The organism is Streptomyces pallidus (ex Mingjun et al. 2026) (genome assembly GCF_051550185.1).
Classification (GTDB): domain Bacteria; phylum Actinomycetota; class Actinomycetes; order Streptomycetales; family Streptomycetaceae; genus Streptomyces.
Genome location: NZ_CP196181.1, coordinates 3,282,835 through 3,304,862, shown reverse-complemented (window position 1 = coordinate 3,304,862; position 22,028 = coordinate 3,282,835). Strand labels below are relative to the sequence as shown.

Sequence of the window (22,028 nt, the reverse complement as noted above, 5' to 3'; positions counted from 1 at the left end):
ACGAGCATGCGCTTGAGAGGATCGGTCACGTGAGTGACGAGGTGGAGCCCGGGCACGTCCGGGTCAGGCTGGACCTGTCGTACGACGGCACGCACTTCTCCGGCTGGGCGAAGCAGCGCACGCTGCGGACCGTCCAGGGCGAGCTGGAGTCGGCCCTGAAGACCGTGATGCGGCTGCCCTACCCGGTCGAGCTGACCGTGGCCGGGCGGACCGACGCGGGCGTGCACGCCCGGGGGCAGGTCGCCCAGTTCGACCTGGCCGAGGAGGTGTGGGCGGAGCACGGCGACAAGCTGCTGCGCCGCCTCGCGGGCAAGCTGCCGCACGACGTACGGGTCTGGAAGGTGGCCGAGGCCCCGGCGGGCTTCAACGCCCGGTTCTCCGCCGTGTGGCGCCGCTACGCGTACCGGGTGGGCGACCACCCCGCGGGCGTGGACCCGCTGCTGCGCGGCCACGTGCTGTGGCACCCGTGGCCGCTGGACGTCGACGCGATGAACGAGGCCGCCGCGGAGCTGCTCGGCGAGCACGACTTCGCCGCGTACTGCCGCAGGCGCGAGGGCGCCACCACCATCCGCACCCTGCAGCAGCTGCACTGGGAGCGGGACGGGGACGGGATCGCCACCGCGACCGTCCGCGCCGACGCCTTCTGCCACAACATGGTCCGCTCGCTGGTCGGGGCGCTGCTGCACGTCGGGGACGGTCACCGGCCCACCGACTGGCCCGGCAAGGTGCTGCGCGCGGCGGTGCGGGACTCCTCCGTGCACGTGGTCAAGCCCCACGGGCTGACCCTGGAGGAGGTCGGCTACCCGGCGGACGAGCTGCTCGCCGCCCGCAGCAAGGAGGCGCGGAACGTGCGCACGCTGCCCGGCTCCGGCTGCTGCTGACCCCGCCGTCGTACGGCCCGGACCGCTCCCGCCGGTAATGCGTTTGGGCGGACTCCACCCGGGCCGGGACAATGCCCCGCATGGGACACCTCGAAGCCAGCCACCTGGAGTACTACCTTCCCGACGGTCGGGTCCTCCTGCCCGACGTCTCCTTCCGGGTGGGGGAGGGGGCGGTCGTCGCCCTGGTCGGGGCGAACGGGGCCGGCAAGACCACCCTGCTGAAGCTGGTCTCCGGTGAGCTCCAGCCGCACGGCGGCGGCGTCACCGTCAGCGGCGGCCTCGGAGTGATGTCGCAGTTCGTGGGATCCGTGCGGGACGAGACGACCGTGCGGGACCTGCTGGTCTCGGTGGCCCAGCCGCGGATCCGGGACGCCGCCCGGGCCGTCGACCACGCCGAGCACCTGATCATGACGGTGGACGACGAGGCCGCCCAGATGGCGTACGCGCAGGCGCTCAGCGACTGGGCCGACGTCCGCGGGTACGAGGCCGAGACCCTGTGGGACGTGTGCACCACGGCCGCGCTGGGGGTCCCGTACGACCGGGCCCAGTTCCGCGAGGTGCGCACCCTGTCGGGCGGCGAGCAGAAGCGGCTCGTGCTGGAGGCGCTGCTGCGCGGGCCGGACGAGGTGCTGCTCCTCGACGAGCCGGACAACTACCTCGACGTCCCGGGCAAGCGGTGGCTGGAGGAGCAGCTGAAGGCCACCCGCAAGACGGTGCTCTTCGTCAGCCACGACCGGGAGCTGCTGTCCCGGGCCGCCGAGAAGATCATCAGCCTGGAGCCGAGTCCGACGGGCACGGACGTGTGGGTGCACGGCGCCGGCTTCGACACCTACCACGACGCCCGCAAGGAGCGCTTCGCGCGCTTCGAGGAGCTCAAGCGGCGCTGGGACGAGGAGCACGCCCGCCTGAAGGCGCTGGTGCTGCGGCTGCGCAACCAGGCCGCGAGCAGCCCCGACATGGCCTCGCGCTACCGGGCGATGCAGACCCGCTTCCAGAAGTTCGAGGAGGCCGGGCCGCCGCCGGAGCCGCCGCGCGAGCAGGAGATCCGGATGCGGCTGCGCGGCGGGCGCACCGGGGTGCGCGCGCTGACGGTCGAGGACCTGGAGCTGACCGGCCTGATGAAGCCGTTCTCGCTGGAGGTCTACTACGGGGAGCGGGTCGGCGTGCTCGGCTCGAACGGCTCGGGGAAGTCGCACTTCCTGCGGCTGCTCGCCGGCGAGGACGTGGCCCACACGGGGCAGTGGAAGCTGGGCGCCCGCGTGGTCCCCGGCCACTTCGCGCAGACCCACGCCCACCCGGAGCTGTTCGGCCGCACCCTCGTCGACATCCTGTGGACGGAGAGCGCGAAGGACCGGGGCGCCGCGATGTCCGTGCTGCGCCGCTACGAGCTCGAGCGCCAGGGCGACCAGCCGTTCGAGAAGCTCTCCGGCGGCCAGCAGGCCCGCTTCCAGATCCTGCTGCTGGAGCTGGCGGGCACCACGGCGCTGCTGCTGGACGAGCCGACGGACAACCTGGACCTGGAGTCCGCAGAGGCGCTGCAGGACGGCCTGGAGGCGTACGAGGGAACGGTGCTGTGCGTCACGCACGACCGCTGGTTCGCGCGCACATTTGACCGTTTCCTGGTCTTCGGTTCAGACGGTGTTGTACGGGAGACTCGGGAACCCGTCTGGGACGAACGTAGGGTCGAGCGGGAACGCTAGGGGGAGCCCGCCCCCGGGCGATTCGATCGGGAGGCGTTGTGCGGCTGCGGCCTGGCACCTGGCTCAGGAAACGGTACGACCCCGTGGCGCGGCGGGACCTGGCCGCCCGGCTGCTGGCGCCCGCGCCCCGGCTCTGGTCCCCCGGCATGCTGCTCGTGGTGCTCGGGATCTGCGTGGCCACCAGCCTGCGGGCCAACTGGGGCTCGGACAACGCCTTCGTGGTGAAGGCCGCCGAGACGCTGCTGGCGGGCGGCTCGCCGTACGAGGACAAGCGCTTCCTGTACCTGCCGAGCGCCGTGGTCATGGCAGTCCCGGAGGCGCTGCTGCCGAGGCCGGTGCTGCGCTGGGTGCTCCCGCTGGTGATGTCCGGGCTGCTGGCCGTGGGCTGGTGGGCGGCGCTACGGCTGTTCTCGGTGCCGGCCCGGTCGCGGTTCGCGGTCGGCGGGTTCGCCGTGCTCGCGCTGGCCTTCCGGCCGTACGTGAACCTCGTCCTGATAGGCAACTGGACCGCGGTCTCGGCGGCCGCCCTGCCCGTCGCCCTGCTGCTCGCGCACCGGCGCTCGTGGACGGCCGCCGGCCTGGTGGTGGGGCTGGCGATCGCCTGCAAGCCGATGCTCGTGCCGATCGGGCTGCTGTTCGTGCTGGCCCGGCGGTGGCGGGGGCTGGCGGGGGCTGTACTGGTGCCGCTGGTGGTGTCGTTGCTGGGCGCGCTGGTGATGCCGAGCCCGACGCTGTTCTTCACCAAGACGCTGCCGTTCCTGCTCCGGGGGCAGGACGCGTACGCCCTGCCCTGGGACGCCTCGCCCATCGCGGTGCTGCCCCGGCTGGGGGTGCCGCAGCCGGTCGCGGTGCTGGTCGCGGGGGCGGGGGCGCTGGCCGGGCTGTGGGCGGCCCGGCGCCGCTGGCGGCGGGAGGACGACCGGGACGGGGGCGAGCTGCGGCTGGCGGAGACGGCCTGCATGGTGATGCTCGCCGCATTCCTGGTCTCGCGGCCGTCCTTCGACCACTACCTGCTGGTGGTGCTCCCGCTGCTGCTGGCCTCGGGTGTGCGGGCGGGGTCGGCGGTGCGTTCGGGCTGGTTCTGGCTGGGCATGTTCCCGCAGGTCGCGGGGGTGCCATGGCCTTCGGAGCTGGAGCGCAAGAGGCGGGCGTTCAAGGACTGCTTCACGCTGTGCGTGTGGGCGGGCACCCTCGTTCGGCGGTGTTCGCGTCCGGCGCGGGTTAACCTGGAAGGCGTACGAACTGCAGGGACCCTTCCCGGGCCCGGAACAGAGCGCACAGCGGAGCCCGCCGAGGCGGGCTCCAGGCCTGCGTTTTGACCCTTCCAGGGCACGGTGGGTATCCTGCTGGTTCGTTATGCGTATTGGCTTGCTCATTCTCACGTGAAAGGGCCTTACGCCGGTCCACCGGGCCGATGACCAGCGGTACACACGGGTTGCGTCCCCGATGTGAACCAGGGCTGTCGTGATCGTCCGTGGTGGCCTTGTCAGGACCCTTCCCTTCGGGCCGCGAGGCTCGGGGGAGAACCCATCACTGAAGAAGCGAAGGCATACGACCGTGCGTACGTACAGCCCCAAGCCCGGCGACATCTCGCGCCAGTGGCTCGTCATCGACGCCCAGGACGTCGTCCTCGGCCGTCTGGCGACCCAGGCCGCTGCCCTCCTGAAGGGCAAGCACAAGCCGACCTACGCCCCCCACATGGACATGGGCGACTTCGTCATCGTCATCAACGCCGACAAGGTCCACCTGTCCGGCAACAAGGCGTCCCAGAAGATGGCGTACCGCCACTCCGGCTTCCCGGGCGGTCTGCGCTCCGTGCGCTACGACGACCTGCTGGCGAACAACCCGGAGAAGGCCGTCGAGAAGGCCGTCAAGGGCATGCTCCCCAAGAACTCCCTGGGCCGTCAGATGCTCTCGAAGCTGAAGGTCTACTCGGGCGACCAGCACCCGCACGCTGCCCAGCAGCCGGTGCCGTTCGAGATCACCCAGGTCGCGCAGTAGTTCCGGCCACCCCCTAAGACGTAGAGAATTCTGAGGAGCATCGTGGCCGAGACCACCGCCGAGACCCCCGTCGACGAGTTCGAGGGCGTCGAGGAGTACACCACCGAGTCGGACGTCGTCGTCGAGGGCGACTACACCTCCGAGTCCCTTGCCGGTCGCTTCGGCGACCCCCAGCCGGCCGCCGGCCTGGGCCGTCGCAAGAACGCCATCGCCCGCGTCCGGATCGTTCCGGGCTCCGGCAAGTGGAAGATCAACGGTCGCACCCTTGAGGACTACTTCCCGAACAAGGTGCACCAGCAGGAAGTCAACGAGCCGTTCAAGCTCCTGGAGCTCGACGGTCGTTACGACGTCATCGCCCGCATCGCGGGTGGCGGCGTCTCCGGCCAGGCCGGCGCCCTGCGCCTCGGCGTGGCCCGTGCGCTGAACGAGGCGGACGTGGACAACAACCGCCCGGCGCTGAAGAAGGCCGGCTTCCTCTCCCGCGACGACCGTGCGGTCGAGCGCAAGAAGGCCGGTCTCAAGAAGGCCCGTAAGGCTCCGCAGTACAGCAAGCGCTAATCTGCGCCTGCTGTTCAGCAACGACCGCCCCGGCAGCACTCTCTGTGCTGCCGGGGCGGTTCGTTTACCGCCACAAGCGGCACATACCTGTCACCAGCGGTCTCAAGCGAAGCGCGATCTTGGGAGGACAACAGTGGGACAACTCTTCGGAACGGACGGTGTACGCGGCGTCGCCAATGCGGATCTGACGGCTGAGCTGGCGCTCGGCCTCTCCGTGGCAGCGGCCCACGTACTGGCCGAGGCCGGGACCTTCGAGGGCCACCGGCCGACGGCCGTCGTCGGCCGCGACCCCCGGGCCTCGGGCGAATTCCTGGAGGCCGCGGTCGTCGCGGGCCTCGCGAGCGCGGGCGTGGACGTCCTGCGCGTCGGTGTGCTGCCCACTCCGGCGGTGGCGTATCTCACCGGTGCGCTGGGTGCCGACCTCGGCGTGATGCTCTCCGCCTCCCACAACGCCATGCCCGACAACGGCATCAAGTTCTTCGCCCGCGGCGGCCACAAGCTCGCCGACGAGCTGGAGGACCGGATCGAGGCCGTCTACGAGGAGCACCGCACGGGCGCGCCCTGGGACCGCCCCACCGGCGCCGGCGTCGGCCGGGTCTCCGACTACGACGAGGGCTTCGACAAGTACGTCGCCCACCTCATCGGGGTCCTCCCCAACCGCCTCGACGGGCTGAAGATCGTCCTGGACGAGGCGCACGGCGCGGCCGCCCGCGTCTCGCCCGAGGCCTTCGCCCGGGCCGGCGCCGAGATCGTCACGATCGGGGCCGAGCCCGACGGCCTGAACATCAACGACGGCTGCGGCTCCACCCACCTCGACCTGCTCAAGCGGGCCGTGGTCGAGCACGGCGCCGACCTCGGCATCGCCCACGACGGCGACGCCGACCGCTGCCTTGCGGTCGACGCCTCGGGCGCCGAGGTCGACGGTGACCAGATCCTCGCGGTGCTGGCCCTGGCCATGCGCGAGGCCGGCACCCTGCGCGGCAACACCGTCGTCGGCACGGTCATGTCCAACCTGGGCTTCAAGCTGGCCATGGAGTCCGAGGGCATCCAGGTCGTGCAGACCGGCGTCGGCGACCGGTACGTGCTGGAGGCGATGAAGGAGCACGGCTACGCGCTGGGCGGCGAGCAGTCCGGCCACGTGATCATCCTCGACCACGCGACGACCGGCGACGGCACGCTGACCGGCCTGATGCTGGCCGCGCGCATCGCGGCCACCGGCCGGTCGCTGGCGGAGCTGGCCGGTGTCATGCAGCGGCTGCCGCAGGTCCTGATCAACGTGCCCGACGTGGACAAGTCGCGGGTCGCCACCTCCGGCGAGGTGGCCGCGGCCGTCGGCGACGCCGAACGCGAGCTGGGCACCACCGGTCGGGTGCTGCTCCGTCCGTCCGGTACGGAGCCCCTCGTCCGGGTGATGGTGGAGGCCGCCGACATCGAGCAGGCCCGCGCGGTGGCGGAACGCCTCGCGGACGCCGTGAAGAAGGCCCTCGGCTAGTCGCTCCCGCTGCCCGTCCTCCCGCGTACGCCCGACCGGGCTACGGGCGCCGTGGCGCATCCGGCCACCGGACCATCCGGTGCTGCTGGGTGCGCCACAGCAGTTTCCAGCCCACGAGGGTCGCACACCCCGCCACGATGATGCCGATGAGGTTCAGCAGCAGCTGGAACGCAGAGCCCCACATCTGCGGGTAGTCCCCGAAGCTGAAGGCCACGGCGGCGTTCGCGGCGGCCGGGACGGTGGTGACCGAGATCGCCACGCCGACCAGGGCGCCGGCCTTCGCGGAGGTCAGGGACAGGGTGCCGGCCATGCCGGCCAGCAGGGCCACGATGAAGGAGAACGGGTCGGGCTGCCAGATGAAGCTGGTGTTCGGGCGCGGGTTCTCCAGCATCGCCTCGTCGAACTGGCCCAGCCCGGTCATCGCCAGGCTGAACAGGGTCGTCGCCGCCATCGCCACCGTGAAGCCCACCACCAGGGCGAAGGCGGACCGGCCGGCGAGCCTCGGCTCCCGCTGCACCAGCCCGGTGCAGATCCCGGCGAGCGGCCCGAACTCGGGGCCCAGGGCCATCGCGCCCACGATCAGGACGGCGTTGTCGAGGACCACCCCGCAGGCCGCGATCATCGTCGCGATACCGAGGAACATCAGGTAGGTGATGGTGAGCGTGGACTCCTCGTGCGTCCCCTCGGCCAGCTGCTGCCAGATCACCGCGTCCGCGGCCTCGCCCGGAGCCTCCCTTTCCGCCTCCTCGGCACGGGCGGACAGGGACAGGTCGATGCGGCCGACGGCGATGGAGCCGTCCCGGTCGACGCCCAGCTGACGCAGCCCGTGCAGCAGCTCGTCCCCGGCCTCGCGGGCCACGTCGCACAGCACGATGTCGCCGGCCGGTTCGCGGGCGGCCCCGGGGAGCACCGCCACGTGCGTGGTGCCGACCGTCCGGCCGATCAGTGCGAGCACGGCGTCGGTCCGGTCGTGCGGCGCGATGATCCGCAGATGCAGCATGCCCGCACAGTAGCCCTCACGGGGCCCGCGGCAGCGCTGGCGACGCGGTCGGCGCGGGCGGCGCCGTCCGCGCAGCGCCGGCCGCGTCAGAGCTTGCGCAGGCTGAGCTTCTGCACCTTGTGGTCGGGGCCCTTGCGGACGACGAGGGTGGCGCGACCGCGGGTGGGGGCCACGTTCTCCAGCAGGTTGGGCTTGTTGATCGTCCGCCACATCGTCTGCGCGTACTCCAGGGCCTCCTCCTCGGAGACCTGCGTGTACTTGCGGAAGTACGAGAACGGGTTCTGGAAGGCGGTCGCGCGCAGTTTCCGGAACCGGTTGAGGTACCAGCGCTCGATGTCCTCGGGGCGCGCGTCCACGTACACGCTGAAGTCGAAGTAGTCGGCCAGCCCGACCCGGGTGCGCCCGTCCTTGCCGGGCAGGGCGGGCTGGAGCACGTTCAGGCCCTCGACGATCAGGATGTCCGGGCGGCGGACGACGAGCTGCTCGTCGGGGACGATGTCGTAGATCAGGTGCGAGTAGACCGGGGCGGTGACCTCGTCCTTGCCGGCCTTGATGTCGGCGACGAAGCGGGTCAGCGCGCGGCGGTCGTAGGACTCGGGGAAGCCCTTGCGGGAGGTGAGCCCGCGCCGCTCCAGCTCCTTCATCGGGTAGAGGAAGCCGTCGGTGGTGACGAGCTCCACCCGCGGGTGCTCGGGCCAGCGCGCCAGCAGGGCCTGGAGCAGACGGGCCACGGTGGACTTGCCGACGGCGACCGAGCCGGCGACGCCGATGACGAAGGGGGTGCCCTGCTGGCTGCCGTGGCCGGTGCCGCCGGCGTCGCCGAGGAACGTGTTGAGGGTGCCGCGCAGGGTGCTGGTCGCGCCGACGTACAGGTTGAGCAGTCGGGAGAGCGGCAGGTAGATGTCGCGGACCTCGTCGAGGTCGATGACGTCGCCGAGGCCGCGCAGCTGCTCGACCTCCTCCGCGGTCAGCGGCAGGGGGGTGCGCTCGCGCAGGGCGCTCCACTCGGCGCGGGTGAGGTCGACGTACGGCGACACCTCGGCCCGGCGCGGGGACCGCTCGGGCCGCTCCGTGCGCTTCATCGCGCAGTCCGGTTCGGGCGTGCTGCTTCGTGGCGGCGAAGTGATCACAGGGCCATTGTCGTGGCTCCGGCTCGATCGTGGGTGGTGTGGTCGGTCACGTGGGGGAGGCGCGGAGGCCGCTTTCGGTCTCACTGGGATCACGATCGGCCGCGAACGGGCGTTCGGAGGAACGGCTGTCGTCGGGGCCACGTACATTGCTGATCACCGTGGCTCCGGCGCGCTCCCCCGGGGAGTGGGTGCCGTCCGGGCCGTTCTCTTCGTCTTCTGCACCACCTCTGGGGGAGATCCTTCGTGCGCAGCACCCTCGTCCGCCGTTCCGTCATGACCGCCTCCGCCGCCGCGCTGGCGCTGCTCGCCACCGCCTGCGGCTCGTCCGACTCCAAGGACGGGGCCAAGGCCGACGCCCCGGCGTCCGCCGCCGCCCCGGCCGCGTCCGCGGCCCCCGCCGCGAAGGGCAAGACGGACGCCGAGCTCGCTTCGGTGATCGTGAAGCAGGCCGACCTGCCGGAGCACGTGCTCAAGGAGGCCACGCCGGCCGAGGCCGCCGCCGGCGCAGCCGCCACCAGCGACAAGCCCGAGTGCCTGCCGCTGGTCAAGGCGCAGAGCCAGGCCCCGGTCGGCACGGCCACCGGCGCCGCCCGGACCAAGGCCGTCGCCAAGCCGAAGGAGCCGGCCGCCGGCGCCAGCGCCGAGGAGAAGATGAAGGCCGCGATGGACGCCCTCGGCGCCCCCGTCACCCTCGTGACCGTCGCCTCGTACGACGGCAAGGGCGCCGAGGACGCCTTCGCCGCCCTGAAGACCGCGGGCACGGCCTGCGCCGGCGGCTACGCGGCCACCGGCGGCGGCGACACCGGCAAGATCACCAAGGTGGCCGCGGGCGCCCCGGTCACCGCGGGCGACGCCGCCCTGGCCTACACGGTCGAGGCCGACGCCGACGGCGAGAAGATCTCGACGCAGCTCGTGGTCGTCCGCAAGGGCAACACCCTGGCGACCTTCTCCGCGGTCAGCCTGAAGGGTGCCGCCGAACAGCCCAAGGCGGTCGTCGACGCGCAGGTCAAGAAGCTCGGCTGAGGCCGGGCCCGGGGCGCGCCGCGCCTGAACCACCGTCAACCCCGCTCCGGCGCGTTCGCCGGGGCGGGGTTCTCGTCTTGCCCAAGTGCGGGGCAGGACGCCGTACGCGGCGTACGCTGCGCCGTATGTGCGGAATTGTGGGTTACGTAGGAGCGCAGTCGGCGCTCGATGTGGTCATCGCCGGACTCAAGCGGCTGGAGTACCGCGGCTACGACTCGGCCGGTGTCGCCGTGCTCGCCGACGGGCGGATCGCCGCGGCCAAGAAGGCCGGGAAGCTGGTCAACCTGGAGAAGCAGCTCGTCGCACATCCGCTGCCGGCGGGCTCCACGGGCCTGGGGCACACGCGTTGGGCCACCCACGGCGGGCCCACCGACGCCAACGCCCACCCGCACCTGGACAACGCGGGCCGGGTCGCCGTCGTCCACAACGGCATCATCGAGAACTTCGCCGCGCTGCGCACCGAACTGGCCGAGCGCGGGCACCGGCTGGAGTCCGAGACCGACACCGAGGTCGTCGCCCACCTGCTGGCCGAGCGGTTCGAGGCCGCCGGGAGCGACCTCGCCGAGGCGATGCGGCAGGTGTGCCGACAGCTGGAGGGGGCGTTCACGCTCGTCGCGGTGCACGCCGACGCGCCGGACGTGGTGGTCGGCGCCCGCCGGAACTCCCCCCTGGTGGTGGGCGTTGGGGAGGGTGAGAACTTCCTCGCCTCGGACGTGGCCGCGTTCATCGCCCACACGCGGTCCGCGATCGAGCTGGGACAGGACCAGGTCGTCGAGCTCCGCCGCGACGGGGTCACGGTGACCGGGTTCGACGGTTCGCCCGCGGCGGTGCGGGCGTACCACGTGGACTGGGACGCCTCGGCGGCCGAGAAGGGGGGATACGACTACTTCATGCTCAAGGAGATCGCCGAGCAGCCGAAGGCCGTCGCCGACACCCTCCTCGGCAGGATCGACGCGAGCGGCGCGCTGACCCTGGACGAGGTGCGCATCCCCGCCTCGGTGCTCCGGGAGGTCGACAAGGTCGTGATCGTGGCGTGTGGCACGGCGTACCACGCGGGCATGATCGCCAAGCTGGCCATCGAGCACTGGACCCGCATCCCGTGCGAGACGGAACTCGCGAGCGAGTTCCGCTACCGCGACCCGATCCTGGACCAGCGGACGCTGGTGGTGGCGATCTCGCAGTCCGGCGAGACCATGGACACCCTGATGGCGCTGCGGCACGCGCGCGAGCAGGGGGCCAAGGTGCTGGCCATCTGCAACACGAACGGGTCGACGATCCCGCGCGAGTCGGACGCCGTGCTGTACACGCACGCCGGCCCCGAGGTGGCCGTCGCCTCGACCAAGGCGTTCCTGACCCAGCTCGTGGCCTGCTACCTGGTCGCCCTCTACCTCGGGCAGGTCCGGGGCACCAAGTGGGGCGACGAGATCGAGGCCGTGATCCGCGAGCTGTCCGACATCGCCGCCGCCGTGGACGCCGTCCTGGAGACCATGGAGCCGGTGCGGGCGCTGGCCCGGTCCCTGGCCGACAAGAACACCGTCCTGTTCCTCGGACGGCACGTCGGCTACCCGGTGGCGCTGGAGGGCGCGCTCAAGCTCAAGGAGCTCGCGTACATGCACGCCGAGGGCTTCGCGGCGGGCGAGCTCAAGCACGGGCCGATCGCGCTGATCGAGAAGGACCTGCCGGTGGTGGTCGTCGTGCCCTCGCCGCGCGGGCGCTCGGTGCTCCACGACAAGATCGTGTCGAACATCCAGGAGATCCGGGCGCGCGGGGCGCGGACCATCGTCATCGCCGAGGACGGCGACCAGGCGGTCGTCCCGTACGCCGACCACCTGATCCGCATCCCGGCCACGCCGACGCTGCTCCAGCCGCTGGTGGCGACGGTGCCGCTGCAGGTGTTCGCGTGCGAACTGGCGACGGCGCGGGGGAACGAGGTGGACCAGCCGCGTAATCTCGCGAAGTCCGTGACCGTGGAGTGAATGGGTAGTTCGTTGTGATTATCGGCGTGGGGATCGACGTTGCCGAGATCGACCGCTTCGGCGCGGCGCTGGAGCGGACGCCGGGCATGGCCCAGCGGCTGTTCGTCGAGTCCGAGTTGCTGCTGCCGAGCGGCGAGCGGCGCGGAACCGCCTCGCTCGCCGCCCGGTTCGCCGCCAAGGAAGCCCTGGCCAAGGCGCTGGGTGCGCCCGCCGGCATGCTGTGGACCGACGCCGAGGTGTACGTGGAGGAGTCCGGGCAGCCGCGGGTGCGGGTGCAGGGGACCGTGCAGGCGCGGGCCGTGGCGCTCGGGGTGAGGTCCTTTCACATCTCGCTCAGCCACGACGCGGGCGTCGCCTCGGCGGTGGTCATCGCCGAGGCGTAGCCGAGCCGGTCGGGGCGCCGTCGGTCGGGCCGCCCGATCGGGCAGGCTGGGCGCATGCGTACTGCTTACAGCGTGGAGAACGTACGGGCCGCCGAACGGCAGTTGATGGCCCGCCTCCCGGACGGCGCCCTGATGCAGCGGGCGGCCGCCGGACTGGCCGCCGCCTGCGCGGACCTGCTGCCGAGGGTGTACGGAGCACGGGTCGTGCTGCTCGTCGGACCGGGCGACAACGGGGGCGACGCCCTGTACGCGGGCGCCCGGCTGGCCCGCCGCGGCGCCGGGGTGACCGCCGTGCCGATGGACCCGGAGCGGATGCACCCGGGCGGGCTGGCCGCGCTGCGGGCCGCCGGCGGCAGGGTCTGCGGGACCGTGCCCGACCGGGCCGACCTCGTCGTGGACGGGCTGCTCGGCATCGGCGGGCAGGGCGGACTGCGGCCGGCGGCCGCGGCGCTGGTCGAACGGATCCCGGCCGGGGCCGTCGTGGTCGCCGTGGACCTGCCGAGCGGGGTGGACGCGGACACGGGGGAAGTGGCCGGGGCCGCGGTCCGGGCCGACGTCACCGTGACCTTCGGGGTGCACAAGCCGGGGCTGCTGGTCGACCCCGGGGCGTCGCGGGCCGGCGTGGTGCGGCTGGTGGACATCGGGCTGGACCTCGGCGCCCCCGGCCCTGGTTCCGGTCCCGCCCCCGAGGCCGAGGCCCTGCAGCACGCCGACGTGGCACGGCTGTTGCCGCGGCCCGGCGCCTCCAGCGACAAGTACCGCCGGGGCGTCGTCGGCATCGCCGCCGGGTCGGTGCAGTACCCCGGCGCGGCCGTGCTCGCCGTGGCCGGGGCCCTGCGGGGCGGGGCGGGGGCGGTGCGGTACGTCGGCCCGGCGGCCGACGAGGTCCTCGCCCGCTACCCCGAGGTGCTGATCGGGTGGGGGCGCGTCCAGGCGTGGGTCGTCGGACCAGGACTGGGGGAGGGCCGCGGCGAGGACGTCGCGCGGGTGCTGGCGGACCCGGTGCCGGTGCTGGTGGACGCGGACGGGCTGCGCGGGCTCGACCCGGCGGCGCTGCGAGCCCGGCCCGCGCAAACCCTGCTGACCCCGCACGCCGGGGAGGCGGCGGCCCTGCTGGGGGTGCCGCGGGAGGCGGTGGAAGCCGGGCGGCTGTCGGCCGTACGGGAGTTGGCCGGGCGGTACGGGGCCGCGGCCCTGCTGAAGGGGTCGACGACGCTGGTGTACGACGGGCACCGGCCGGTGCGGGTGAACCCGACGGGTACGCCCTGGCTGGCCACGGCGGGCAGCGGCGACGTGCTGTCGGGGCTCGGCGGTGCGCTGCTGGCGGCGGGGCTGCGGGCCGCGGATGCGGGGGCGGTGGCGGCGTACCTGCACGGGCTCGCCGGCCGGCTGGCCGCCGCGGGGGCCCCGGTCCTCGCCCACGAGGTGGCCGAAGCCCTCCCCGCCGCCTGGCGCAACACCACCCACCCCTGAGCGCGGCCCCGTTCACGCCGCCGCCGGCCGGCCCCCGCACCCCCGCGCCTGCATCGCCGGGGGGCCGGGTGGGTGCGGCGTCGTGGTGGGGTGCGCCGCCGTTGCCGGGGTCCTGCCCCCGGACCCCCGCGCCTCGAACGCCGGCGAGGCCGAGTGGGCGGGGCTGAGTCGCCCGGGCCCGGGCGGCGCCCGCGGGAATGGCGGTCGCGCGGGGGTGGGGCGGGCTCTGAGAGACTGGGGCGATGAACGAGACACCGGGGCGCGTGTACGCCGAGATCGATCTGGCCGCCGTGCGGGCGAACGTGCGCGCACTGCGCGCGCGGGCCCCCCGGGCCGAGCTCATGGCCGTGGTCAAGTCGGACGCGTACGGGCACGGCGCCGTCCCCTGCGCCCGCGCGGCCCTGGACGCCGGCGCGACCTGGCTCGGCACCGCCACCCCGCAGGAAGCGCTCGCCCTGCGCGCTGCCGGGATCGGCGGCCGGATCATGTGCTGGCTGTGGACCCCCGGCGGACCCTGGCGCGAGGCGATCGAGGCCGACGTCGACGTGGCCGTCAGCGGGATGTGGGCCCTCGCCGAGGTGACCGACGCGGCCCGGGCGGCCGGGCGGACCGCCCGGATCCAGCTCAAGGCCGACACCGGCCTCGGCCGCAACGGCTGCCAGCCCGCCGACTGGGCGGAACTCGTCGGCGCGGCGGCCGCCGCCGAGGCCGAGGGCACCGTCCGCGTCACCGGCCTCTGGTCGCACTTCGCCTGCGCCGACGAGCCGGGGCACCCCTCCATCGAGCTCCAGCTCGCCACCTTCCGCGACATGCTGGCGTACGCCGAGAAGGAGGGGCTGGAGCCCGAGGTCCGGCACATCGCCAACTCCCCGGCGACGCTGACCCTCCCGGACAGCCACTTCGACCTGGTGCGCTGCGGCCTCGCCGTCTACGGCGTGTCGCCCGCCCCCGAGCTCGGCACCCCCGCCGAGCTCGGACTGCGCCCCGCGATGGCCCTCAAGGCCTCGGTGGCCCTGGTGAAGACGGTGCCCGCCGGACACGGCGTCAGCTACGGCCACCACTACGTCACCGACGACGAGACCACCCTCGCGCTGATCCCCGCCGGGTACGCCGACGGCATCCCCCGGCACGCCTCCGGGCGCGGCCCGGTCTCCGTCGGCGGCAGGATCCGGCGTGTCGCCGGGCGCGTGGCGATGGACCAGTTCGTCGTCGACCTCGGCCCCGGATCCACGGTGCGGGCGGGTGACGAGGCCGTGCTGTTCGGCACCGGCGAGCACGGCGAACCCACCGCCGAGGACTGGGCCCAGGCGGCTCAGACGATCGCGTATGAGATCGTCACCCGTATCGGAGGGCGCGTACCCCGCGTCTACCGCAACGGCTGAATGCCGACCGAGTGCTGAGCGGGTGCTGAGTGAGGACTACGGCGTGAGCGAGAACTGGCGCAGGGCCGGCTGGGCCGGAGCCGTGATCGGCGTGATAGCCGCGGGTGCGGCGGCCGGTGTCGCCGTCGAACGGATCACGGTCGGGCGCAGCGTGCGCCGCAAGGCGCGCCTCGCCCTCGACGCCGCCGGCGACTACGGCTCCCTGCGCGGGACCCCGGGCGCCGCCTACGCCGAGGACGGCACCGAGCTCCACTACGAGGTCGACGAGCCGGACGGGGACGCCGCGGAGCGGTCGCGCCCCCGCCTGCGCCGCAAGGCCGCGCCCGTGCCGACCGTGGTGTTCTGCCACGGCTACTGCCTGGGCCAGGACTCCTGGCACTTCCAGCGCGCCGCCCTGCGGGGCCTCATCCGCGCCGTGTACTGGGACCAGCGCAGCCACGGCCGCAGCGCCCGCGGCTTCGCCCAGGCCGACGGCGACCCGGTCTCGATCGACCAGCTCGGCCGCGACCTGAAGACCGTCATCGACGCCGCCGCGCCGGAGGGCCCGCTGGTCCTGGTGGGGCACTCGATGGGCGGCATGACGATCATGGCGTTCGCCGAGCAGTACCCGGAGCTGGTGCGCGACCGGGTGCTCGGGGTCGCGCTGGTCGGCACGTCCAGCGGCCGGCTGGGCGAGGTGACGTACGGTCTGCCCGCCGTGGGGATGGGCGCGGTGCGCCGCATCCTGCCGCCCGTGCTCAAGGTGCTCGGCTCGCAGGTGGAGCTGGTGGAACGGGGCCGCCGGGCCACCGCGGACCTCTTCGCCGGCATGATCAAGCTGTACTCGTTCGGAGCGCCGCGCGAGGTGGACCCGGGCGTCGCGCGGTTCGCGGAGCGGCTCATCGAGGCCACGCCCATCGACGTGGTCGCCGAGTTCTACCCGGCCTTCCAGGCCCACGACAAGACCGCCGCCCTCCAGCGGTTCGCGGACATCCCCGTCACCGTCGTCGCCGGGGACCGCGACATGATCACCCCGGCCGCGCACAGCCAGGCCATCAAGGACGCGCTGCCGGCCGCCGAGCTGGTCGTCCTGGAGCGGGCCGGGCACCTGATGATGCTGGAGTACCCGCAGACGGTGACCGGATTGCTCGCCGAGCTGCTCGTGCGCACCGGTGCGGTCCCCGCAGCGGCTAACGTTGGCGGACATGGAAGAAGTACCGCTGGAAGCCCCGCTCAGCCCGGCGCAGGGGTCGCGGGACCCTGAAGGCGCCGCCGCCGGGGCACGCATCACCGTCGACTCGCCCGAGGCCATGCAGGCGCTGGGCCGCAGCATCGCCGGCCTGCTCCGCCCCGGTGACCTGGTCCTGCTGACCGGGGAGCTCGGCGCGGGCAAGACCACGCTGACCCGCGGGCTCGGCGAGGGGCTCGGCGTCCGGGGCGCGGTGACCTCGCCGACGTTCGTGATCGCCCGGGTGCACCCCTCGCTGCGCGGTGGGCCGGCGCTGGTCCACGTGGACGCGTACCGGCTGGGCGGCGGGCTGGACGAGATGGAGGACCTGGACCTCGACGTCTCGCTGCCCGAGTCCGTGGTCGTCGTCGAGTGGGGCGACGGCAAGGTGGAGGAGCTCTCGGAGGACCGGCTGCACGTGGTGATCGCGCGGGCGGTCGGCCACGAGGAGGTCCTGGACGACGTGCGCGAGGTCAGCGTGCGCGGTGTCGGCGAGCGCTGGGCCGCTCCGGGCCTGCTGGCGGGCCTCGCGGCCGTCACGGCGGGCTGAGGCCGGCCCGGCACACCGCCGGACGGGGCCGGACGGGCCGGACGGGGGGCCGGCCCCCCGAGGTACCGACAGGCTGTCGGGAAGATATTGCGCCGGAAGAGCCGCGCGTGGTCACATGGTACGGAGGGCTGGTTAGGCCTACCTAAGTACGGTCGGCCCGGGCCAGGAGGCAGCCATGTCGACAGGAGCAGCGGCACCGCGCGACCCCCGCACCTCGACCGTGCCGAGGGGAGCCTCGCCCGCCGTGCCCATGGGCGTGCTGCTCGCCGCGGGCGCGGCCGCCGCCGCCGTCTCGACGCCGCCGGGGCGCGAGCCCGCCCGGCGGCCCGGCGCCGGACCGGTCGCCGCGGCCGCAGACCGCGTACCCGGACGCAGCGGACGGGCCGCCCGGGAGCCCGAGGCGGCCTGAGTCCTCCGTCCGGGTGAAAACCAACGGCGGGTCAGGGGACGGGCAGCGGCCGGTCAGGGGACGACGACGACCTTGGAGTTGATCGTGGCGAAGGCCCACATCGCGTCGCCGTCGGCCCGGCTCATCCGGATGCCACCGGTCTTCCGCGTGGGGTCGGGCTCGGGCAGCCGGCCGTCGGCGCGGGCGCTGAAGCCGATCACGACGCCGCTGCCCTCGGCCGTCGCGAAGCGCACCACGTGCTCGATGGGCACGCCGTCCGAGCCCGTGACCGCGTTCGAGCGGGAGTTCACCAGGTAGGTGCCCGGCTTCGGGTGCACCGTGCTCGGCACCACCGCGAAGGTCCTGGGTTCCTTGCCGTCCTCGGTGACCAGCCACACCCGCTTCAGGGCCGCCGAGTACACGACGCGCGTACCCGTGCCGGAATCGGCCGGCACGGCGTTCGGCTTGGCCGGGCCGGGAGCCGGTGCGGACGGCTGGGCGGAGGGCTCCGCCGCCGGTGCGGCCCCGTGCGCGGACGGCGCGGGGGCGGTCGCGGAGGCCTGGTAGCCGAGGAACCCGACCGCGGCGAGTGCGGCGGCCGTGAGCCCGGCCACGATTCCCGAGCTGCTGCGTCCCACTTGCTCCACCTCTCGTGCTTCCCCGTGCGCCGGGTCCCGGCCGTTCCCCGGGCCGTGGCGGCGTCCGGGGGTTCGAATACCGCGGTCGAATCCTGGGGTCGAAGGTAGCAGCCGGGCCGCCCCGCGACCGGCCGCGAGGGCCCGGGGCCGGGGAGTCGTAGGCTGTTCGCGTGCTCTTGCTCGCTGTAGATACCGCCACGCCCGCCGTCACCGTCGCCCTGCACGACGGCGAGAACGTCCTCGCCGAGTCCCACCAGGTCGACGCCCGCCGCCACGGGGAGCTCCTGCTGCCGTCGGTGGACCGGGTCCTCGCCGAGGCCGGCCTGAAGCTCGACGCCCTCACCGGCATCGTCGTCGGCGTCGGCCCCGGCCCCTACACCGGGCTGCGGGTGGGCCTCGCCACCGCGGCCACGTTCGCCTCCGTCCTCGGCGTCCCCGTGCACGGCCTGTGCACCCTCGACGGCCTCGCGTACGCCGCGGGCGCCGCCGGCGTCGAGGGCCCCTTCACCGTCGCCACCGACGCGCGGCGCAAGGAGGTCTACTGGGCCCGCTACGAGGACCCGCTCACCCGGGTCGGCGAGCCCGCCGTGGACCGCCCGGCCGAGATCGCCGAGCAGGTCGCCGGGCTGCCCGCGGTCGGCCAGGGCGCCCTGCTGTACCCGGAGGTGTTCACCGACGCGCGCGGCCCCGAGCACCTGAGCGCCGCCGCCCTCGCGGCACTGGCGGTGCACCGGCTCGCGGCCGGGGCGGAGTTCCTGCCCCCGACGCCGCTGTACCTGCGCCGGCCCGACGCGCAGGTGCCCAAGAACTACAAGGTGGTCACCCCGCAGTGACCGCAGGTACCGGTACCGCAGTACTGCGCGAGATGCGCTGGTGGGACATCGCGCCCGTACTGGAACTGGAGCAGGAGCTGTTCCCCGAGGACGCCTGGTCCGCCGGAATGTTCTGGTCCGAGCTCGCCCACGCCCGCGGCCCGCACGCCACCCGCCACTACGTCGTGGCCGAGGCCGTTCCCGAGGGCGGGTCCGCGGCGGGCGCCGGCCGCCGCATCGTCGGCTACGCCGGGCTGGCCGCCGCCGGCGACCTGGCCGACGTACAGACCATCGCGGCCGCACGCGACCAGTGGGGGACCGGGCTCGGCGCCCGGCTCCTCACCGACCTGCTGCGGGCCGCCACCGCGTTCGAGTGCGCCGAGGTGCTGCTGGAGGTACGGGTGGACAACACCCGCGCCCAGAAGCTCTACGAGCGCTTCGGGTTCGAGCCGATCGGCTTCCGCCGGGGCTACTACCAGCCCGGCAACGTCGACGCACTCGTGATGCGCCTTTCCGATCCCGCACTCTCCGTCCCCGCGGACGGACCCGTACAAGGTGAGACCCATGGCTGACGAACCCCTCGTCCTCGGCATCGAGACCTCCTGCGACGAGACCGGCGTCGGCATCGTCCGCGGCACCACCCTGCTGGCGGACGCGGTCGCGTCGAGCGTCGACGAGCACGCCCGCTTCGGCGGCGTCGTGCCCGAGGTGGCCTCCCGCGCCCACCTGGAGGCGATGGTCCCGACCATCGAGCGCGCCCTGAAGGAGGCCGGGGTCAGCGCCCGCGACCTCGACGGCATCGCGGTCACCGCCGGCCCCGGCCTCGCGGGGGCCCTGCTGGTCGGCGTGTCGGCCGCCAAGGCGTACGCGTACGCCCTCGGCAAGCCGCTGTACGGGGTGAACCACCTGGCCTCGCACATCTGCGTGGACCAGCTGGAGCACGGCCCGCTGCCCGAGCCGACCATGGCGCTGCTCGTCTCCGGCGGGCACTCCTCCCTGCTGCTCGCCCCGGACATCACCTCCGACGTGCGGCCGCTGGGCGCGACCATCGACGACGCGGCCGGCGAGGCCTTCGACAAGATCGCGCGCGTACTGCACCTCGGCTTCCCCGGCGGCCCGGTCATCGACCGGCTGGCCAAGGAGGGCGACCCGAAGGCGATCAACTTCCCGCGCGGGCTGACCGGGTCGCGCGACCCGGCGTACGACTTCTCCTTCTCCGGGCTCAAGACGGCCGTCGCCCGCTGGATCGAGGCGAAGCGGAACGCGGGCGAGGAGGTGCCGGTGCGCGACGTCGCGGCGTCCTTCCAGGAGGCCGTGGTGGACGTGCTGACCCGCAAGGCGATCCGCGCCTGCAAGGACGAGGGCGTCGACCACCTGATGATCGGCGGCGGCGTCGCCGCCAACTCCCGGCTGCGGGCGCTCGCGCAGGAGCGCTGCGACGACGCGGGGATCATCCTGCGCGTGCCGCGGCCGAAGCTGTGCACGGACAACGGGGCGATGGTCGCGGCGCTGGGCGCGGAGATGGTCAGGCGGAACCGTCCCGCCTCGGACTGGGACCTGTCGGCGGACTCCTCGCTGCCGGTGACGGACCCGCACGTGCCGGGCACCGGCGCGGCGGACGGGGACGAGCACGGCCACCCGCACGGCCACGGTCATGGGCACGCCCACGACCACGACCACGTGCACGAGCTGAGCAAGGACAACCTGTACTCGTGAGCACCGTCGCCCTGATGTGGGAGGCCCGCGCCACCGGCGGCCGCGGCGCCGAGCTGCTGGAGTGGGCCCGCTCGCAGGTCCTCGCCCGGGAGCCGGTGCGCCGGGAGGTCCTGCGGGCCCCGCAGGACCGGGTGCTGGTGATCACCTGGTGGGAGGCGCCCGAGGGCCTGGCGGCCGACCTCCCCGAGCTGCCGGAGCCCGCGGCGGACCTGATCACCCGGCCGGTGCACCGCTGGCGGTTCGAGTCGGTGGACGCGGAGACCTCCGGCACCGGCGGGTCCTGAGCCCCCGGCGGGGCCCGGGCCGCCCCGCGCCGTCCCGCACCGGGCCGCCCCGCGCCGTCCCGCACCGGGCGGCCCCGCGCCGTCCCGGGGGTCACCGCCCTGCCGGGGCACCGTCAGGGGCCGGCGTGCGCGGCCGCCGGGCCGGGCGCGCCCTCCCGGCTCCGCCCGCCCGCCGCTACGGGGCGCTGACCGGCGATCCGATCAGCATCGACGGGGCGCCGGCGACCCGGGTCAGGAACACCGTCGCCGCGTTCCGCCCCTGCGGCTTGACCTTCTTGCGCAGCTCCTCCGGCTCGATGGCCGAGCCGCGCTTCTTCACGGTCAGGATGCCGACCTCGCGCTCGCGCAGCAGCGCCTTGAGCTTCTTCAGGCCGAACGGCAGCACGTCGGTGATCTCGTACGCGGTCGCGTACGGCGTCGCGCGCAGCTCGTCCGAGGTGATGTAGGCGATGGTCGGGTCGATGAGCCGGCCGCCGAGCTGCTCCGCGACGGCGGCGACGAGGTGGGCGCGGATCACGGCGCCGTCGGGCTCGTACAGCCAGCGGCCGACCGGGCCGACCTCCGCGTCGGGGAGCGGGCCGGCGGTGCGCAGGGTCCGCGGGCCGGGCAGCAGGGTCGCGCGGACGGTCCCGGGGTCGGTCCCGAACCACAGCACGGCCTCCTTCACGTCCCCGTGGTCGGAGATCCACTCGGCCTCGGCCTGCTCCGGCACCGCCTCGTGGGGGATCCCGGGGGCGATCTTGATGGCCGCACGGCGCGCCGTACGGGCCGCCTGCACGGCCCAGGACAGCGGCGGCGAGTAGCCCTCCGGATCGAACACCCGGCCCCGCCCCCCGCGCCGGGCCGGGTCGAGGAACACGGCGTCGTATCCGGAGGTGTCGACACCGGTGACGTCCGCCTCGACGACCTCGACCAGGTCCGCCAGCCCCAACGCCTCCGCGTTGGCCCGGGCGACGGCGGCGGTCAACGGGTCGCGGTCCACCGCCAGCACCCGGATGCCGAGCCGGGCCAGGGCCAGGGCGTCCCCGCCGATCCCGCAGCACAGGTCGGCGACGCTGCGCACGCCGAGTGCCGCGAACCGCTCGGCCCGGTACGCGGCGACCGGGGCGCGGGTGGCCATCTCGGCGCCGCCGGGGGTGAAGTACATCCGGAACGCGTCCTCCCCGAACTTGGCCGCCGCGCGCTGCCGCAGCCGGGCCTGCCCGAGCGCGGCGGAGACCAGCGGCGCGGGGTGCTCGCGGCGCAGCCGGGTGGCGACGGCGAGCTCCTGGCCCGGGTCGTAGTCGCGGAGCGAGTCCAGGAGGGCGCGGCCCTCGGGGGTCAGGAGGGCGGCGAAGTCTTCGGGGGTCACCGCCTCATTGTCGGTCAGTGTGCGCCACTCGATGGAAGGTCGTCTTCCGTTCGCGGTGTCGGCGGGGCGGAGCGCCGTGGCGG

22 protein-coding genes are annotated in these 22,028 nt (G+C 73.9%); 18 read left to right on the top strand and 4 right to left on the bottom strand.

Annotation, left to right across the window (positions count from 1 at the left end):
* Positions 1–29 precede the first annotated feature (29 nt).
* The 6 genes from truA to glmM all read left to right on the top strand — a co-directional run bounded on the left by truA (position 30) and on the right by glmM (position 6,632).
* Positions 30–881 (top strand): tRNA pseudouridine(38-40) synthase TruA, encoded by an 852-nt coding sequence (truA, locus tag ACSHWO_RS14180; protein ID WP_361090653.1) that lies wholly within the window; start codon positions 30–32, stop codon positions 879–881.
* 80 nt (positions 882–961) lie between these two features.
* Positions 962–2,581 carry an ABC-F family ATP-binding cassette domain-containing protein gene (locus tag ACSHWO_RS14175; RefSeq protein ID WP_361090650.1) on the top strand — a complete coding sequence of 540 codons (1,620 nt, stop codon included), beginning with the start codon at positions 962–964 and terminating at the stop codon, positions 2,579–2,581.
* A gap of 38 nt (positions 2,582–2,619) precedes the next feature.
* Positions 2,620–3,900 carry a glycosyltransferase family 87 protein gene (locus tag ACSHWO_RS14170; protein WP_438312205.1) on the top strand — a complete coding sequence of 427 codons (1,281 nt, stop codon included), beginning with the start codon at positions 2,620–2,622 and terminating at the stop codon, positions 3,898–3,900.
* A 238-nt stretch (positions 3,901–4,138) separates the two neighbouring features.
* Complete coding sequence (gene rplM / locus ACSHWO_RS14165; RefSeq protein WP_045945297.1) at positions 4,139–4,582, top strand: 50S ribosomal protein L13; 444 nt, start codon at positions 4,139–4,141, stop codon at positions 4,580–4,582.
* 42 nt (positions 4,583–4,624) lie between these two features.
* A complete protein-coding gene (gene rpsI, locus ACSHWO_RS14160) occupies positions 4,625–5,140 on the top strand; it encodes a 30S ribosomal protein S9 (RefSeq protein WP_179173326.1) in 516 nt (171 codons plus the stop codon).
* A gap of 133 nt (positions 5,141–5,273) precedes the next feature.
* Entirely contained in the window at positions 5,274–6,632 is a 1,359-nt protein-coding gene (gene glmM / locus ACSHWO_RS14155; RefSeq protein WP_438312202.1) for a phosphoglucosamine mutase, read from the top strand.
* Between the two features lie 40 nt (positions 6,633–6,672).
* Here the strand turns inward: glmM and ACSHWO_RS14150 are convergent, their stop codons facing one another.
* Together ACSHWO_RS14150 and coaA are read right to left on the bottom strand one after the other, a co-directional pair.
* Positions 6,673–7,632, bottom strand: a complete 960-nt coding sequence (locus ACSHWO_RS14150) for a DUF389 domain-containing protein (protein WP_361090639.1) — start codon at positions 7,630–7,632, stop codon at positions 6,673–6,675.
* 86 nt (positions 7,633–7,718) lie between these two features.
* Positions 7,719–8,714, bottom strand: a complete 996-nt coding sequence (gene coaA / locus ACSHWO_RS14145; RefSeq protein ID WP_361090636.1) for a type I pantothenate kinase — start codon at positions 8,712–8,714, stop codon at positions 7,719–7,721.
* A 291-nt stretch (positions 8,715–9,005) separates the two neighbouring features.
* Between coaA and ACSHWO_RS14140 the strand changes: the two genes are divergently transcribed.
* The 8 genes from ACSHWO_RS14140 (at position 9,006) to ACSHWO_RS14105 (ending at position 17,165) form a co-directional block, all read left to right on the top strand.
* Positions 9,006–9,785 (top strand): hypothetical protein, encoded by a 780-nt coding sequence (locus tag ACSHWO_RS14140; RefSeq protein WP_385832959.1) that lies wholly within the window; start codon positions 9,006–9,008, stop codon positions 9,783–9,785.
* Positions 9,786–9,910: 125 nt separating this feature from the next.
* Positions 9,911–11,761 carry a glutamine--fructose-6-phosphate transaminase (isomerizing) gene (glmS, locus tag ACSHWO_RS14135; protein ID WP_438312199.1) on the top strand — a complete coding sequence of 617 codons (1,851 nt, stop codon included), beginning with the start codon at positions 9,911–9,913 and terminating at the stop codon, positions 11,759–11,761.
* A gap of 14 nt (positions 11,762–11,775) precedes the next feature.
* A complete protein-coding gene (locus tag ACSHWO_RS14130) occupies positions 11,776–12,144 on the top strand; it encodes a holo-ACP synthase (RefSeq protein ID WP_361090627.1) in 369 nt (122 codons plus the stop codon).
* 54 nt (positions 12,145–12,198) lie between these two features.
* On the top strand, positions 12,199–13,617 hold the full coding sequence (locus ACSHWO_RS14125) for an NAD(P)H-hydrate dehydratase (RefSeq protein WP_385832942.1): 1,419 nt from the start codon (positions 12,199–12,201) through the stop codon (positions 13,615–13,617).
* 242 nt (positions 13,618–13,859) lie between these two features.
* Entirely contained in the window at positions 13,860–14,999 is a 1,140-nt protein-coding gene (gene alr / locus ACSHWO_RS14120; RefSeq protein ID WP_361090621.1) for an alanine racemase, read from the top strand.
* A gap of 43 nt (positions 15,000–15,042) precedes the next feature.
* Positions 15,043–16,242, top strand: a complete 1,200-nt coding sequence (locus ACSHWO_RS14115) for an alpha/beta fold hydrolase (protein ID WP_438312196.1) — start codon at positions 15,043–15,045, stop codon at positions 16,240–16,242.
* A complete protein-coding gene (gene tsaE / locus ACSHWO_RS14110; protein ID WP_438312193.1) occupies positions 16,184–16,756 on the top strand; it encodes a tRNA (adenosine(37)-N6)-threonylcarbamoyltransferase complex ATPase subunit type 1 TsaE in 573 nt (190 codons plus the stop codon). The genes ACSHWO_RS14115 and tsaE overlap by 59 nt, the downstream gene beginning before the upstream one ends.
* A gap of 175 nt (positions 16,757–16,931) precedes the next feature.
* Positions 16,932–17,165 (top strand): hypothetical protein, encoded by a 234-nt coding sequence (locus tag ACSHWO_RS14105; RefSeq protein WP_438312191.1) that lies wholly within the window; start codon positions 16,932–16,934, stop codon positions 17,163–17,165.
* 53 nt (positions 17,166–17,218) lie between these two features.
* Here the strand turns inward: ACSHWO_RS14105 and ACSHWO_RS14100 are convergent, their stop codons facing one another.
* Positions 17,219–17,782: a hypothetical protein gene (locus tag ACSHWO_RS14100; RefSeq protein WP_438312189.1), complete on the bottom strand. Its 564-nt coding sequence runs from the start codon at positions 17,780–17,782 to the stop codon at positions 17,219–17,221.
* Between the two features lie 170 nt (positions 17,783–17,952).
* Here ACSHWO_RS14100 and tsaB point away from each other — a divergent pair, with 170 nt between their 5' ends.
* From tsaB to ACSHWO_RS14080, 4 genes are read left to right on the top strand one after another with little or no spacing between them, the layout of a single operon-like run.
* Positions 17,953–18,615, top strand: a complete 663-nt coding sequence (tsaB, locus tag ACSHWO_RS14095) for a tRNA (adenosine(37)-N6)-threonylcarbamoyltransferase complex dimerization subunit type 1 TsaB (protein WP_361090607.1) — start codon at positions 17,953–17,955, stop codon at positions 18,613–18,615.
* Positions 18,616–18,647: 32 nt separating this feature from the next.
* The gene (gene rimI, locus ACSHWO_RS14090; RefSeq protein WP_361091143.1) at positions 18,648–19,166 is read left to right on the top strand and encodes a ribosomal protein S18-alanine N-acetyltransferase; all 519 of its coding nucleotides are present in this window, start codon (positions 18,648–18,650) and stop codon (positions 19,164–19,166) included.
* Complete coding sequence (gene tsaD / locus ACSHWO_RS14085; protein ID WP_438312187.1) at positions 19,159–20,310, top strand: tRNA (adenosine(37)-N6)-threonylcarbamoyltransferase complex transferase subunit TsaD; 1,152 nt, start codon at positions 19,159–19,161, stop codon at positions 20,308–20,310. The genes rimI and tsaD overlap by 8 nt, the downstream gene beginning before the upstream one ends.
* On the top strand, positions 20,307–20,594 hold the full coding sequence (locus ACSHWO_RS14080) for a hypothetical protein (protein WP_361090601.1): 288 nt from the start codon (positions 20,307–20,309) through the stop codon (positions 20,592–20,594). The genes tsaD and ACSHWO_RS14080 overlap by 4 nt, the downstream gene beginning before the upstream one ends.
* Before the next feature lie 175 nt (positions 20,595–20,769).
* Here ACSHWO_RS14080 and ACSHWO_RS14075 read toward each other — a convergent pair whose 3' ends face one another.
* Entirely contained in the window at positions 20,770–21,945 is a 1,176-nt protein-coding gene (locus tag ACSHWO_RS14075; protein WP_404238392.1) for a class I SAM-dependent methyltransferase, read from the bottom strand.
* Positions 21,946–22,028 lie beyond the last annotated feature (83 nt).

What these genes read in the sequence shown, in the direction of transcription:
- ACSHWO_RS14175 (WP_361090650.1), top strand. Translation starts at nt 962, where the DNA reads ATGGGACACCTCGAAGCCAGCCACCTGGAGTACTACCTTCCCGACGGT.
- ACSHWO_RS14150 (WP_361090639.1), bottom strand. Translation starts at nt 7,632, where the DNA reads ATGCTGCATCTGCGGATCATCGCGCCGCACGACCGGACCGACGCCGTG.
- coaA (WP_361090636.1), bottom strand. Translation starts at nt 8,714, where the DNA reads ATGAAGCGCACGGAGCGGCCCGAGCGGTCCCCGCGCCGGGCCGAGGTG.
- glmS (WP_438312199.1), top strand. Translation starts at nt 9,911, where the DNA reads ATGTGCGGAATTGTGGGTTACGTAGGAGCGCAGTCGGCGCTCGATGTG.
- ACSHWO_RS14125 (WP_385832942.1), top strand. Translation starts at nt 12,199, where the DNA reads ATGCGTACTGCTTACAGCGTGGAGAACGTACGGGCCGCCGAACGGCAG.
- alr (WP_361090621.1), top strand. Translation starts at nt 13,860, where the DNA reads ATGAACGAGACACCGGGGCGCGTGTACGCCGAGATCGATCTGGCCGCC.
- tsaE (WP_438312193.1), top strand. Translation starts at nt 16,184, where the DNA reads ATGGAAGAAGTACCGCTGGAAGCCCCGCTCAGCCCGGCGCAGGGGTCG.
- ACSHWO_RS14105 (WP_438312191.1), top strand. Translation starts at nt 16,932, where the DNA reads ATGTCGACAGGAGCAGCGGCACCGCGCGACCCCCGCACCTCGACCGTG.
- rimI (WP_361091143.1), top strand. Translation starts at nt 18,648, where the DNA reads ATGCGCTGGTGGGACATCGCGCCCGTACTGGAACTGGAGCAGGAGCTG.
- tsaD (WP_438312187.1), top strand. Translation starts at nt 19,159, where the DNA reads ATGGCTGACGAACCCCTCGTCCTCGGCATCGAGACCTCCTGCGACGAG.